Source organism: Corynebacterium sp. ES2730-CONJ (assembly GCF_024834055.1).
In the GTDB taxonomy this organism is placed as follows: Bacteria; Actinomycetota; Actinomycetes; order Mycobacteriales; family Mycobacteriaceae; genus Corynebacterium.
Map to the genome: position 1 here is coordinate 327,946 of NZ_JANUXZ010000003.1, position 14,435 is coordinate 342,380.

Here is a 14,435-nt window from a genome sequence, read left to right on the forward strand (position 1 = left end):
TCATGCGTTATTGGAAAATACTGTCAAGCGTCCTGCTAGCGTCGTTGGTGCTCGGCGCGTGTACCACTGATCCGGCTCGCCAGATTTCAGCGATTCCAACTACTCAAGTTGCCGATCATCTAGAGCAATCGCGAACCAGGAATCTAGGGCACCATGTCAATCCTATATTCGATCGGGAACCAGTTGTATTAAGCGACACTGGTTCGGGGATTGCGGCGGTAAGACACTTCTTCGAGGCTGCGGAAACTCTGGTGATTTCAGACGCAGATATTGCCCACCAGTTGCGTGCAGCCAGCATCGCAGTGGTTGCTCATGCTCCGATGCTGACCATGACTGACGACGACCGCGACGATATTATCGCCGAAATCGATCGCCTGGGTGTCAAAACTATCTTACTCGTCGGAGATGTGCCTTTGGCCTCGCTCAGTGGGGATGTAGCAATCATCAAAGATACGTTAACTCCGGTAGCTCTAGGGGACCTCACCGCACTGCAATTCCAGCGCAAAGCGATAACGTATCAAAAATCTGTGATCCGCAGTGTGGCTAAGCTCCCAGGAGATGAGGCCGTTGAATTGGTGCCTGCATGGGATGAAGAATTTGCTGACATGAGCCCGCAAGAGCGTTTTGGCCGTCCAGACGGTGGCCAAAAATTGCGCCCTTTCCCGCTGAATTCTAAACGCGACGCAGATACTGCCCCCATTGTAATTGCATCCGCAGATTCAAGTATTGCAGCAGTTGCCAGCACGCGAGCTTTCGGTGCAAAAATACGTGTTCTGGCATTTCCTGATCCCCGCTTTAGCGTGGAAAGTATGCGCAAGGTAGCAGGATTATCCAATCATCCATTAGTGGCCCTGGGTGAACAGTTTGGTAGTGCCGCAGAACTTGCAGATCGAATCGAGGCAGGTGAGCAGCTGACACAATATCAGCCAGGTCCGGGTCGACGCGGCCTCGTCTTCCCGCAGCGCTCGATTGCGGCGGTAGAGATGCCTGCGACTAAGAGGGTGGACCATAGCGGCATCTTCACCGAAAGATTGGCCCAAGCGCGGGCTGATAGCGCGGAGATGGGTAAACTTTATGATCACGTTATTAGCCCAGCAGTTTTCTTTGATATGGACAATACGAATCTATCGGAGTTGGATGGATGGCTGGAGCAGCTCAAGGATGCCGATGCATACGGAATCATCAAGGTCCGCAGTTTTAAAGAATTGCAACGCTTCAAAGCGGAAGTTATTGCGCCTCATGTGGGGGTTTATTTCCACACCGATTCGGCTCGAGATACCGAGGATCACACGGCGGACAATCGTGAGGTGGAAAAAGCCAGCGAGTGGCTTTCTTTAGTCGTGAGGGCGCAGGATCTGCCACAAAAAATATTTATTACTGATTTTCCTCTCACTACGCGTTACGATGAGCTGTCCTATGTCCACTTGATTGTGGGAAAAGAGAAATACCTAAAGGAAGCGGCGGAATTACCGCCGTATTACCATCCAGCTCTAGAGCTACTTCCCGATAGTCCGCTTGCGGTAGCTGATATTGACCAGGTGCAACCTCGGTTGAAGATGTTAAAACGTAGTCAAAAGAGCCAAGAATTTCCTGCTCTTCGCTAAGGTGTGGGATACACTACACATAGTCAATATCAGTATTGACCGTCACTAAGAGCCTATGGGTGATATTTCATCCGGCCAAACCCACCTGTCAAGGAGAATATACAACGTGAGCGTTTCACATCGCCCCGTAGTTTTAATTGCTGATAAATTGGCGCAGTCAACTGTTGATGCGCTTGGAGATGAGGTTGAGGTTCGCTGGGTTGATGGCCCCAATCGTGAGGCATTGATGGCAGCAGTTGCAGAGGCTGACGCGCTGTTAGTACGTTCCGCGACTACGGTAGACCGAGAGGTTTTGCAGGCGGCACCTCGTCTAAAGATTGTAGGTCGCGCGGGCGTGGGGCTGGACAACGTCGATATCCAGGCAGCCACAGAGCTGGGAATTATGGTCGCCAATGCACCCACCTCAAATATCCACTCGGCGTGCGAGCATGCAATTTCGCTACTACTAGCCACAGCTCGTCAAATTCCGGCGGCTGATTCAACGCTGCGCCGCGGTAAGTGGAAACGCTCGTCCTTTAACGGTGTAGAAATCTACGGTAAAACGATTGGCATTATCGGCTTTGGCCATATCGGACAGTTATTCGCGCAACGTCTCACGGCGTTCGGGGCCCGAATTATCGCCTTTGATCCTTATGCGAACCCGGCGCGTGCAGGCCAATTAGGCGTGGAGCTGCTGTCTTTGGTGGAGGTGGTTGAGCAATCTGATTTTATAACGATTCACCTACCCAAGACTCCGGAGACCGCGGGAATGTTCGACGCTGAACTGCTCGCTCACGCTAAGCCCGGGCAGATTATTATCAACGCAGCGCGAGGGGGATTGGTTGACGAACACGCTCTAGCTGAGGCGATACGCAGTGGGCGCATCAGGGGTGCTGGTTTTGACGTATTCGCCACTGAACCGTGCACCGATTCTCCGCTATTTGACCTCGATGAAGTGGTAGTTACCCCTCATTTGGGAGCGTCGACTGTTGAGGCACAAGATCGTGCTGGTACCGATGTGGCGGCCTCTTGCCTGCGAGCCTTAGCCGGCGAATTTGTCCCTGATGCGGTGAATGTGGCTGCGGGTCAAGTGGGTGAAGAAGTAGCCCTGTGGCTCGAACTAGCGCGTAAGCTCGGCCTGACCGTCAGCCATATGTTGGCACAAGCCCCAATCCGCTTAGAGGTGCAAGCTCGCGGTGAATTGTCCACCGAGGATGTGGAAGTTCTTGGCCTCTCGGCACTGCGTGGCCTCTTTGCTGGGATTGTCAATGAGCAAGTCACATTCGTGAATGCACCGATGATTGCCAAAGAACGGGGAGTGTCTTTGGAGGTGAGTACGCGTTCCGAGTCGGTATCGCATCGCTCGGTATTAGATGTCACGGCGATTGCAGCTGACGGCTCTCGGATTTCACTGATTGGTGCCCTCACGGGGCTCGACCGCGAAGAAAAAATCGTGCGCATCAATGGCCGCGGCATCGATCTGCGAGCTAAAGGCACTAACCTATTCTTCAATTATGCCGATACACCTGGTGCATTGGGGCGTGTCGGTACTGCTCTGGGCAATTATGGGGTCAATATTGTGGCCGCAGCTTTGACCACAGAGTCCTCTGGTGATAAAGCCGTCTTGATTTTGCGAGTGGATCGCCCCGTCGACGATGATGTCGTGGAATCAATCGCAGCTGACTTGGGGGCTGTAGCCTTCCAACTTGATCTCGGATAGGAATGGGATAAGGTAGCCCGCCTGAGGGGAGCGCTCAGATTAAAGGGCCATATGGGGAGCGAGTTGCGGCAGCTTCGAACACGGGGGTCGAGGCTGCCGCGATTTTTATTTCAGTAGGCTTTGCTATCTCGAGCCAGTAGGTGCAGGTGCGTATCTTCGCACGAGGGTTGATGTGCGTCTGCTCGCGCTGGGTAAAATGCGTCACATCTTCTTCATCTGTGTATATCTCTATTCCCGAATTAGAGCCGAGAATTGAATTCTACCCACAAAGCGGGGGAGATAGTCTCACAGATCCCTATCCTTAGGGGATACATACTTCTGCTTCACGCACTAAAGTGGGGAAGATGACAGTTGAATCAGTAGAAGTCACCGCTTTTCTCTCCACTCAAGCGCCTTATGCCCAACTCCCCAGCGAAATCCTCAGTGTGCTCGCTACTGAACTCGCGATCAGTTACGTTCGCCGCGGCAAGCGAATTAAGAATATTGGTGATGCCAATACCACTCTTTACCTCGTCCGCCAGGGAGCCGTCGACGTTCTCGATCGAGACAATATCCTCGTAGATCGGCGCGAATCTGGCCGTTCCTTCGGGTATTCCAGCCTCATCAGCGGCGAGAGCCTAAAGTACTCATTCGAAGCGTGTGAAGACAGTCTTCTTTATCTCATTCCTGAGGCCAGCTTTAGGCGAATAGCTAATCACGACGAGGCTTTTGCTCGCTATTTCGCCTCGCACACTCGCCGCATCCACGCCACCGCCACGACTTTGCGTCAAGGAGCTGCAACAGACCTTTTGCGTCGCTCTATTTCTGATTTCATGGTGGCAAACCCCACGACAGCATCCCCTACGACCAGTATTCAAGATGCCGCCATCAGGATGCACAAGACCAATGTGTCCTCTCTTATTATTCTTGAGGACTCTCAGCTCGTAGGGATCGTGACCGACCGAGACTTTCGAAAAAAGGTAGTAGCCAACGCTCTTGACGTAAGTCAGCCGCTCTCCACGATCATGAGCACCAATGTGGTCACTATCGCTACGACGGCACAAGCTTTTGAGGCCATGCTCATGATGACCGAATTTTCCATACACCACCTGCCTGTCCTTGATGGCACAACTTTGGCTGGTATCGTCAGTTCCCCCGACATTATGCGATTGCTGCAATCAGACCCGATTTATCTACTTGCGGATCTTAAGAATAAATACACCACTGAGCAGCTTCAAGAGGTTCACACCTCTGCTAGTGAGGTGGCGTTGCGCTTTATTGAACGGGGTTCCTCCCCAGGAGAAATCTCCAGCGTGATGAATGTGTCTGCCGACGCCCTCGGCCGCCATATTATATCGATGGCTATTGAGCATCTGGGCCCGGCACCCGTTCCGTTCTCTTTTATCACACTAGGTTCCCAGGGACGCCGTGAGATGGGATTTGCTTCTGACCAAGATAATGCTTTGATCCTAGATAATAGCTATGAGGAAAAACTCCATGGCGACTACTTTCAAGCACTTGGTGATTATACAAGCCGGCATCTTGCAGCCGCCGGCCAACCCCTGTGCCCCGGAGATATGATGGTCTCCAACCCAACGTGGCGAATGACAGAAGACGAGTGGATTACTTCCTTTCACCGGTGGATCACCGCCCCCGAACCAGACTCCCTCCTCTACGTCCAGACCTTCTTCGATATGCGCTCTCTTTTTGGTCAGACGGAACTCGAGCATATGGTTCGCCGAACCGCCTATCAAATGGCGCATAAGGCACGACGCCTTCACGCACACTTGGCGGCCCTTGCAGCGCGTCGAGAACCTCCCCTAGGTTTTTTTCGTGGATTTGTGCTCGAACGTGACGGTGAATACCGGCACACCCTGGACATTAAAAAGGGCGGAATAGCGGCTATTGTGCAAATGGCAAGACTTTACGCAATCACTGCCGGTGTCAGTGAGATCTCCACTCGTGACCGGCTAAAGGTATCGCACGAGCACGGAGTCGTCAGCGCCCAGGGTGCCCAGGATCTGATCGACTCCTTTGATTTTCTTAACTCGTTGACTTTTAAGCATCAAGGAAAGCAGATTCGCGGCGGACTACATCCTGATTACCACATCGATCCCATACTCTTGGGGAAAATGGACCGCGAACACTTAAGGGATGCCTTCGGCATTATCAAGAGCATGCAAACAGCACTGGCCACCACATATCCCGTGCGCACCATCTAGCAGGAGTCGATAGGCATGTTTCGTTTCTTAAAAAGACCTCAAATAACTGCAGAGTATCAAGCATTTTTAGACTCTGGCATCCCAAGTCTAGATGCTCAGCTTGCTGAGCTGAAGCTTCTAGCTGTGGATATGGAAACAACGGGTCTGAATCCTCATACGGACAATATCCTCGCGATCGGTTGGGTAGCTGTCAATGGGCCAACCATAGATATGTCGAGCGCAGGCTATGAATTAGTGCGTGGTCACCTAGTAGGATCCTCCGCCACCATTCACCATCTGACTGACGATGAAGTGGCGCACGGGCTGAACGAACCCGATGCTATAAGAAGGCTTGTGTTCGCTATGCACGGACGATTGATGCTCAATCACTTCACCGCCCTAGAAACCCAATTTCTCAATCGGGCGACAAAGAAATACTTCGCCGCGAGCTTTTCCTTCGATACGGTTGATACCTTTCAGATCGAGCGAGGCCATATGGAGCGCATGGGAACCTATCCGCGGGGGGAAGACCTGAGACTAGCCGTAGTGCGTCGGCGCTACGGTCTTCCTGATTATGGCAACCATAACGCATTGACCGACGCTCTAGCCTGCGCAGAGTTATTTCTCGCCCAACAAGCTCATCTACCGGCTGCAACCGCCAAAGGTTTGATGGGGTAGCGCGCAATATTCTAGGTTAGAATCTCTGTTTATGCGATTTGGACGAATAGCTACCCCAGATGGAATGTTTTTCTGCACTGTTGAGTCTCGCGATGACAAGCAGTGGTGTCGGGTTATTGAGGGTACCCCTTTTACTTCTCCCCGTTATAGCGGTAAAGAGTATCCGTTGGAGGAGGTCAAGGTTCTTGCGCCGATGCTGCCGAGCAAGATTGTGGCAGTGGGCCGTAACTATGCCGACCACGTTAGGGATCTATTTGGAAAAACATCCGAAGAGTTACCACCCACCCTGTTTCTCAAGCCGCCGACCGCAGTAGTGGGGCCTGAGGCGCCCATCAGGATTCCCGATTTCGCCCACAACGTGGAATTTGAAGGTGAATTAGGGCTCGTCATTGCAAAGCCGTGCAAAAATGTCAGTGCCAATAACTGGAGGCAGGTTGTGCTTGGCTATACCATCGTCAACGACGTATCCTCTCGTTCGTTGCAATTTTCCGATCACCAGTGGGCGAGGGCAAAGGGTATCGATACATTTGCACCCATCGGCCCATGGATTGAGACCGATCTCGACGCCATTAATACTGAGGACGTACCGATTAGGGCCTACTTAACTCATGAGGGTGAGACTGTTACGAAGCAGAATTCAAATTCGCGGGAGATGATTATGGATATCGGGGAGATCATCGAGTTTATTACGGCCTCTATGACGTTATTGCCAGGCGATATTATCTTCACTGGTTCTCCAGCTGGTACCGCGGAAATGGTTCCAGGTGATCGCATCGAAATCGAGATTCCAGGCTTGGGAAAACTTGCTAACCCAGTAGAACGGGCATAAAAAATTGGCCTAAACGATATATATCGCTTAGGCCAATTTTTTATTCGGCAGCTTTCTTGTCAGAAGAACAGCAGCAATCATGCGTGTCTTCCACTACCGGTAGCTCCGATTTTGCACCGTCGGCGCAGCAGCAAGGACTATCAGCTGTTGCTCCAGGAGGGCAGCACTGCTGATCATCACAGGTTGCGGGGTCGCAACAACCTGGTGGGCAGCATAATGGGGCTAGGGCTTGGTTCACATCGGTTTCGCTCACGGGTGTCTCCTTGGACAATAGTGCGTCAATCTCACCGAGCATTGCGTGCAGTGAAACGATTTGCTGTTCCACGTAGGCTCGCTGCTGGTGGAGATATGGCCGCAGATTATGGGGGTAATCATCACTATCGAGCAGCGCCGAAATTTCTTTTAAGCTCATTCCGATGGTGCGGAAGATAATGATGGTCTGCAGACGCGAGATATCATCATTGCTGTAAAGGCGATGACCTTGCCATGACCGGGTGCAAGGGGAGAGAAGCCCGATATCATCCCAGTGGTGGAGAGTCCGCTTGGTCAGTTGGTAGAGTTCCGCGACCTCTCCAATGGTTCTCGTGTGCATAGTGCTTACCCTTCCAGCCTTCCGTAACGTGATGTCAAGCATAATGGTGAAACTGCCAATATCAACGCCTTCCAGAACGTCGCCAGAGTAGCGAAGACATTTCAAGCATCCATGAGAAGCCCTGATCTCGCAACGATCGCACTACCTTCGTGACCCCACCCACCAGCGCCTACGCGTTCGTGCAGGCGTATAGACAACTTCAAAATCGCCTAATCTCTCGCCTAATCTCTCAAAGTGACGCTATATCGTCAGTAACGAAGCTAGGGACTTAAGGGCGGTGTACCTTTGGGAGAAAGCGCCAGGGAGACATATATTCTCCTCGTCGGGCACATGGGTATAGATAGTCTCGCCGGTTGATCACAGGTATCTCGTCACGGCTTTATCGGGCAGGGTATTGGACGGGGTGTCAGGGCCTAAACTTATTGACCACAGCAGACCTCAAGAGAGAAGTTGTGGGCCATGGTGCCCCAATTGATCATAATTTTTGATTTTTCTTAGGACGGTGCCGATAGTTTCCTACTGTCCGCGGCGGCTGAAATATATAGCTGGCGAAACGATAACGAGTAGGCCCTAACGAGCTGCCTGCATCTTCTCCATAGAGGTCACCTCGGGTTTTGATTAGCAGGAAGGTTTAGAGTATGGAGCGGAAAAGATTCTTAGTGTTGTGCCGTGCGGATAGGAAGCAGTGGTCTTTATGTTGGACGAATATAGCTCTCTGAATAATGTTTGTTGCTATTCGCAGCACACCTTGTCTGGATTTGTTTAAGAACTCTCTGTCACGATTGAATAAGGCTATATCTCCACGTAGTGTTCGCAGAGATTATGCAGCTTGCTCACGAGTGTCGTGTAGCACGGGCACAGTCTCGACTAGCTCCCAGATCTCCTCGTATGTGAACTAAATAATCAAAGAGCTTTTCAACCAGGCCCCTTGCAAAGGCTAGAGATTGCCGCGGGCGAATTCTGCTAGGAAAACCGGTGTGAATGCGTGCAGAGTGACTGACAATTGTGGAACCTACCTATGGTCTCCCCAAGTATGACCCACGTATCAACCAGGATTCGACTAGTAGGGCATGACTAAGCACGTTATCTTCGACTAAAAATCTGTGCGCTAATAAGTTCTGGAATCTTGAAGCTTCACCTTTTCTAGCGCCTGATAGATTCCAAGAGGCATATCTACGTGTCGATGAACTACACTAAGTAACCATGTCTGAAGTACGCGTACGATTCTGTCCATCACCAACTGGCACCCCCCATGTAGGCATGGTGCGCACCGCCCTCTTCAATTGGGCTTACGCTCGCCATACGGGGGGAAAGCTGATCTTCCGCATCGAGGATACTGATGCCGCCCGCGATTCCGAGGAATCATATCAGGCGATTATTGATTCTCTCGAGTGGCTAGGAATTAACTGGGACGAAGGCGTCAATATCGGCGGTCCCGACGCCCCGTACCGGCAATCGCAGCGTATGGAGATCTATCAGGATGTGCTGGAAAAACTTAAAGAGTCAGGATGGGTATACCCCGCCTACTCAACCGCTCAAGAAGTAGAAGAACGTCACAAGCAGGCTGGTCGCGATCCGAAATTGGGCTACGATAACTTCGATCGTGATCTGAGCGCGGAGCAGATCGCCGCGTTTGAGGCTGAAGGCCGCCAGCCAGTGTGGCGGTTACGGATGCCTGAGAATGATTGGCGTTGGTCCGATCTAGTGCGCGGGGACATCGAGTTCAAACGTCAAACCCAGCCCGATTTCGTAGTTGCCCGATCTAACGGTGCTCCGCTGTACACACTGGTCAACCCCGTAGACGATGCCCTGATGGGCGTCACTCACGTCTTGCGTGGCGAGGACCTTCTGCCCTCAACTCCGCGCCAGCTTGCCTTATATGAGGCCCTCAAGGAGATAGGTGTTGCCAAGCACACTCCCACCTTTGGCCACCTGCCTTTTGTTATGGGGGAGGGCAATAAGAAGTTGTCCAAGCGCGATCCCGAATCTAACCTCTTTCACCACCGCGATAAGGGCATTATTCCTGAAGGAATGCTGAACTATTTAGCGTTGCTGGGTTGGTCGCTCTCCTCGGAGCGCGATATTTTCAGTGTGACGGAGCTCGTGGAGAATTTCGAGGTCACTGATGTTCTTGCAAACCCAGCTCGCTTTGACCAAAAGAAGCTCGAAGCAATCAACGCCGATCATATTCGCTTGCTTCCGCTCGATGATTTCACGCATCGGCTACGCGACTACTTAGAGCGGTATTACGATTTCCCCGCGGACTACCCGAAGCAGAAGTTCGCCCTTGCTGCAGAATTAGTGCAGACTCGCATCAAGACGCTCTCAGACGCCTGGCAGTTATTAAAATTCTTGGTTACGGCCGATGAAGATCTCATCTTGGATGAAAAATCTGCGCGAAAGAACCTCAAAGAGGCTGCCCTCGAACCACTTCGCGCCGGTATTGCGGCCTTAGAAGCGATAGCTGATTGGACAACTCCTGAGATTGAAAAGGCGCTATCGACGGCCCTAATTGAAGAACTTGGACTCAAGCCGCGTATTGCCTACGGAGCACTGCGAGTAGGGATCTCTGGAGAGGCCATTTCACCGCCACTTTTCGAGTCCATGGAATTGCTCGGTAAGGATTCCACTCTGTTTAGACTTCGTCGTGCCTTGGAGCAGTCCCCGTTCCAAATAGTCAACTAGTCTGAGCCAGGACCCGCTGCCCGATAACAAGACCCCTTAACCGATATGAGGTTTAAGGGGTCTTGTTGGTTAAACTTCAGCCGAAGCTAGCGGAGATCGCGCAGCATTTCGTTGTACTCGCATCCACACAAAGAAGCCCCAGATAACGAAAATGCCGTAGATGATATACAGGATGGCTGACGGGTAGTAGCCTGCGCTTAGCAATAGTGGTACACCTACGATGTCAACCCCGATCCAGATTAGCCAGAATTCAGTCCAGCCACGGGCCATGCCGTACGTAGCGAGAAGCGAACCGGTGAAAATCCATGCGTCGGCCAAAGGCCCCCACGATCCCAGAGCCGAGAAGACCCAGGCGAGAGTAACAGTCAGAACAACAGCGGCGACCACTAGACCGAGGCGCTCCTTATTAGTGGCCCACCGTGGTTCCACTGCAGCTGCTTCATCGTGGGGTTCGCTGATAATTGAACGGCTGGGATTAGTCCCTGAAGCCTCCCTTATGCCGCGGCGTTTCGCCTTCGACCAGTTCCACCACCCGTATACGCTGACAATGAGGAACATAACCTGGCGCCCTGCTTGGCCGTAGAGATCGAGGTTTTGTGGAGTGTGAAAGACTCCCCCAAGAAAAACAGTAAACAGTAGCAGATTGCCGATAATACCGACAGGCCAGGCCCACACAACTCGGCGCATGCCTCCGATTGCTGAGGCAAGACCAAAGGCGTTACCGATGATTTCGCGCCATAAAATGGGGACGCCGCCGATAACGAGGGTGGCATCAAGAAGGGTAGTGAGAAGATTCACGATAAAACTCCAGAAGGTAGTAGGAATACGCAAATCCTCAAGGTGAAAAGCGAAGCATTCTCCTTAGAGCGCTGGATATAAAGAAAGAGCCCTCACGAGCGGTTCTCTTTTAGTCTTCATAACCAGAGCTGAAAAGAAACCACGCGCCGAGGCCGGTATGGTTGCTTTGTTGAGCAACCATCGACAGTCTTTAGCTGCAGCTAACTTCTGCTCTCTTTCATCCGGACTATAACCGTCGGCTCTGGAGTTGCACCAGATCTGCTGACCCACCTCCAAGGAAAGTGGCGCTCGCGGGCTCGACTCATATAAGTCTTACCGCCGGTGGGGAGTTTCACCCCGCCCTGAGAACGTAACACGATTCTAACAAACGGAGATGAATACTCAGAAATCCCATTTATCCCGTTAAACTGAGAGCTATCATGATAAATCGTCGAAGGCATCGGACGCACTCCAAGAGTGGTCTTGTTACTAGCGCTCTAATAGGAGCATTGGCCGGCTCACTCATAGCATTCCCGCTGCACGATCTCAGCTCCACACAACCCGATCCGCTGCATCTCGACGCGGTGACCCCGAGAGTCGAAGAATTCTTGGAACCCCAACTAGCTGCTGTCGAAGAGCGCGCGGATATTCTGTCTCGAAACGTAGCTCGTTACGGTGAGGATCTTAGCTACAACCCTGTTCCTCCGGTGGCTCCAGGTATGCAGCAAAGTGTAGAAATGCGAGATGATAGTGGTATTACCAGGCGATATATCGTCCATATAGGCTCTCAGTACAATTTAGACAATCCCGCTCCCGCTCCAGTGCTTTTCGCCTTTCACGGGTGGAAAGAAGGTGCAGAGGCCTTTGTTAAACATTCTGGCTTCGCTAATACCAAAGCTTGGGAGGAAGCCATCGCGATTTACCCCCAAGGGCTTGACAGTGCGTGGGAGGGGGCTCCCTACGCTAAAGCCACGGCTTCAGAGGATATGGATTTCATACGAGCAATCCTTGAGCAGATCGATCGCGACTATAAAATCGACCGCAACCGTGTCTACGCTGCGGGCTTCAGCAATGGTGGGGGAATGGCGGCAGCCCTAGGGTGTAAGATGCCGGAAACTTTCGCCGCGATTGCCACGGTCTCCGCCGCCTTCTACTTTCCCACTCTAGACGGCTGCGTGCGTTCTCCGATGCCCGGGCTTTTCGTGCACTCCTCAGAGGACCAAATCATTTCCTATGAGGGGGGTAAACGGCACGGCGCCTACTATTATGCGCCACGTTTCGCCGCCGACTTTGAGGCGGTACGCAACGGCTGTTCACAATCTACTCCCGACGTCGACCGCTTTGGGAATGGGGAGCGTTATATTTATCGTGGATGTACTGCTGAGACGCAGCATATTCGGATCGATGGACAACCGCATAAGTGGATACTCGATCCATCCCTGCCGGGCTATATCTGGAATTTCCTCAGCAGTAAGTCGAAATAGAGCCAGAAGATCTAGTCGCCTAGCTCGCGATTTGCTTTCGAGAGGTGTAACTGGTTAAATATCATTTCGTTGCATTGCGCACGGAAACAGCTTTCAAGCGCAGCAGCATTGGCCTATGGTGTAATTGGCAACACAAGGGTTTCTGGTACCCTCGTTCTAGGTTCGAGTCCTGGTAGGCCAGCAAGTGGTTTTATCCACTTAGTTCTATGCCCCGTTCGTCTAGTGGCCTAGGACGCCGGCCTCTCACGCCGGTAACACGGGTTCAAATCCCGTACGGGGTACAATTCCGCGAATACTAAAGAGTGCGGATAGAGATCTACGAGGCAGCCGGTGGAAATCTACCGACTGCCTCTTTTTCTTGCCCGTCTAGTGGCAGTGTTACCAGGGCATCGTTATTAGACGGTTCGCGGACAAAATATGAAACTTTAAATTCCCCGAGGTTTTCGCGAACGTCTAAGTATTTCAAGGCCAGTTGCATAGCAAGCTAGAAACTCTCCATGTAGTTGCACGTCTCATTTTGTTGTTAGTGCCGTGCCTAGATGATCGGCCCACATAATGCTCAGCGGCAATAAACTCCTGCACCACGGCCCCACCTTGAGCACGAAATCGCTGCCGAACCATAGTGTCTCATGTTGAGAACTTTCTCGAACCCGATTCGAAGGTAGTGTTCGCCAGGTGGTGTCGCCCGAGCTCCACATCCCCTGCGCTGGCACAACTGCTCATGCAGGCGAGAATGCCTGCATTCACATTACCGAAAAGAACCCAATTCGATCTAGGGGGCCTTCCAGACACCGTGTAGCTTGAATATATATTCGGAAAAAAGTCGGTCCTGATCGCTGTCGAAATTAGACTCAAGACCCTGGGAGATTCAACTGCACTTCCCACAAACTCGTCACGCTTGTAGGACTGCAACCCCTTATTATCTGCATGTTGTTGTTTAGAAACTCCAGTTAGATATCGCTGGTAGATAGAAGCTTCGAAGCTCTCATACCCTTTAGATGGTGCGTCCGTACTCAACAAATGTTCCAGTCCCATGTGATTCTGTGAGTAGACTGAATAGGCTTCGCACTGCATGGATAACTTTTGATTTGAGATCACTTGAGTAAAAAAATGTTCAGTACCGCTTGCGCCAAATAGTAACCGTATTTGATGGATCATCGCTCCTTCCCATTCCTTAGCGAGGTCTACGGAAGCGGCGTGGCTTGGACAGCCGGACTCCGATTCGCAGGGTCTATGGCGGCGGCCTATACCACTTGTGAGATGGTAGACGCCTGAATTAACAGCAACGCATACACAGCGTCCGATACTGGTTAGGCTGAAAACCGACGAGGTATCCCATAGGGTTGAAAGCGCTCTAGCAGTTGCTGGATAAAACACCGTCGATATCACAGCTCGCTGCAAACGCACTATACCTAGATTTTTCCCAAGGGTGCTGGGGCACTAAGGTTTTTCGCCCGCACTCTGCATTCAAGTTAAATAAGAGCTGACGGTGAAAACCTCAGTGTGCGCAGGATAAAATATAGGGTCATACCTCTACATTTCCTGTAACGATCTCTAGACCCTCAAGCTGGCGTATCCTTAAACTACAGACAGCGTTTGTTATCGGCAGACGAATAGGGCTCGGAAATGTCGTTTGGGTGGTGCTCTTTTAGAGTGGTGTTAGTTGGTGTCCTCGTCTCTGATCCACTCACCGATTACCTTAGGGATCACAACCGGGGGATCACCAAGAAGATCCCGAAGGTTCCCCTCACGCTCAACCGGATTACTAATCCGACGCTTTTGCTTCCGCCCTTGATCCTCACCAGGCTGGGCCTGATTCATCATCGGAACAAACCCACGCCCTTGAGAACCCGACTGAGACGAACCCGCCCCACCGGAGGAATTCAATCCGCGGGAAGTCCCCGACG

General features: G+C 51.9%; 9 protein-coding genes, 2 tRNA genes, 1 pseudogene and 1 riboswitch. Of the genes and pseudogenes, 9 read left to right on the forward strand and 3 right to left on the reverse strand.

The features are described 5' to 3' along the window. Positions 1–2: 2 nt before the first annotated feature. The 5 genes from NXS13_RS05520 (at position 3) to NXS13_RS05540 (ending at position 6,990) form a co-directional block, all read left to right on the forward strand. Positions 3–1,604: a hypothetical protein gene (locus tag NXS13_RS05520; protein ID WP_259077833.1), complete on the forward strand. Its 1,602-nt coding sequence runs from the start codon at positions 3–5 to the stop codon at positions 1,602–1,604. A 106-nt stretch (positions 1,605–1,710) separates the two neighbouring features. Next, the gene (gene serA, locus NXS13_RS05525; RefSeq protein WP_259077830.1) at positions 1,711–3,303 is read left to right on the forward strand and encodes a phosphoglycerate dehydrogenase; all 1,593 of its coding nucleotides are present in this window, start codon (positions 1,711–1,713) and stop codon (positions 3,301–3,303) included. Between the two features lie 344 nt (positions 3,304–3,647). Beyond that, positions 3,648–5,504 (forward strand): putative nucleotidyltransferase substrate binding domain-containing protein, encoded by a 1,857-nt coding sequence (locus NXS13_RS05530; RefSeq protein WP_259158359.1) that lies wholly within the window; start codon positions 3,648–3,650, stop codon positions 5,502–5,504. Between the two features lie 15 nt (positions 5,505–5,519). Then, positions 5,520–6,161 carry an exonuclease domain-containing protein gene (locus NXS13_RS05535; protein WP_259077827.1) on the forward strand — a complete coding sequence of 214 codons (642 nt, stop codon included), beginning with the start codon at positions 5,520–5,522 and terminating at the stop codon, positions 6,159–6,161. 31 nt (positions 6,162–6,192) lie between these two features. Beyond that, positions 6,193–6,990: a fumarylacetoacetate hydrolase family protein gene (locus NXS13_RS05540; RefSeq protein WP_259289474.1), complete on the forward strand. Its 798-nt coding sequence runs from the start codon at positions 6,193–6,195 to the stop codon at positions 6,988–6,990. Positions 6,991–7,030: 40 nt separating this feature from the next. On the opposite strand, the gene NXS13_RS05545 is transcribed toward NXS13_RS05540, so the two are convergent. Then, positions 7,031–7,582: a MerR family transcriptional regulator gene (locus tag NXS13_RS05545; RefSeq protein WP_259077822.1), complete on the reverse strand. Its 552-nt coding sequence runs from the start codon at positions 7,580–7,582 to the stop codon at positions 7,031–7,033. Positions 7,583–8,785: 1,203 nt separating this feature from the next. On the opposite strand from NXS13_RS05545, the gene gltX reads away from it, so the two are divergent. Next, entirely contained in the window at positions 8,786–10,267 is a 1,482-nt protein-coding gene (gltX, locus tag NXS13_RS05550) for a glutamate--tRNA ligase (RefSeq protein WP_259289475.1), read from the forward strand. Positions 10,268–10,336: 69 nt separating this feature from the next. On the opposite strand, the gene NXS13_RS05555 is transcribed toward gltX, so the two are convergent. Continuing rightward, entirely contained in the window at positions 10,337–11,065 is a 729-nt protein-coding gene (locus NXS13_RS05555; RefSeq protein ID WP_259289476.1) for a nicotinamide mononucleotide transporter family protein, read from the reverse strand. A 205-nt stretch (positions 11,066–11,270) separates the two neighbouring features. Beyond that, positions 11,271–11,418: riboswitch (FMN riboswitch) on the reverse strand. A 135-nt stretch (positions 11,419–11,553) separates the two neighbouring features. Here NXS13_RS05555 and NXS13_RS05560 point away from each other — a divergent pair. The 3 genes from NXS13_RS05560 (at position 11,554) to NXS13_RS05570 (ending at position 12,809) form a co-directional block, all read left to right on the forward strand. After that, positions 11,554–12,528: a PHB depolymerase family esterase gene (locus NXS13_RS05560; RefSeq protein ID WP_259158360.1), complete on the forward strand. Its 975-nt coding sequence runs from the start codon at positions 11,554–11,556 to the stop codon at positions 12,526–12,528. Between the two features lie 109 nt (positions 12,529–12,637). Continuing rightward, positions 12,638–12,709 (forward strand) — tRNA-Gln (locus NXS13_RS05565). Positions 12,710–12,736: 27 nt separating this feature from the next. Beyond that, positions 12,737–12,809, forward strand: a tRNA-Glu gene (locus NXS13_RS05570). Positions 12,810–14,187: 1,378 nt separating this feature from the next. Here the strand turns inward: NXS13_RS05570 and NXS13_RS05575 are convergent. Continuing rightward, positions 14,188–14,435 (reverse strand): annotated as a pseudogene (locus NXS13_RS05575) (hypothetical protein); the annotation flags it as partial.

Bases quoted from the DNA above. Each gene is read 5' to 3' on its own strand.
- NXS13_RS05520 (WP_259077833.1), top strand. From the start codon at position 3: ATGCGTTATTGGAAAATACTGTCAAGCGTCCTGCTAGCGTCGTTGGTG.
- NXS13_RS05530 (WP_259158359.1), top strand. From the start codon at position 3,648: ATGACAGTTGAATCAGTAGAAGTCACCGCTTTTCTCTCCACTCAAGCG.
- NXS13_RS05535 (WP_259077827.1), top strand. From the start codon at position 5,520: ATGTTTCGTTTCTTAAAAAGACCTCAAATAACTGCAGAGTATCAAGCA.
- NXS13_RS05540 (WP_259289474.1), top strand. From the start codon at position 6,193: ATGCGATTTGGACGAATAGCTACCCCAGATGGAATGTTTTTCTGCACT.
- NXS13_RS05545 (WP_259077822.1), bottom strand. From the start codon at position 7,582: ATGCACACGAGAACCATTGGAGAGGTCGCGGAACTCTACCAACTGACC.
- gltX (WP_259289475.1), top strand. From the start codon at position 8,786: ATGTCTGAAGTACGCGTACGATTCTGTCCATCACCAACTGGCACCCCC.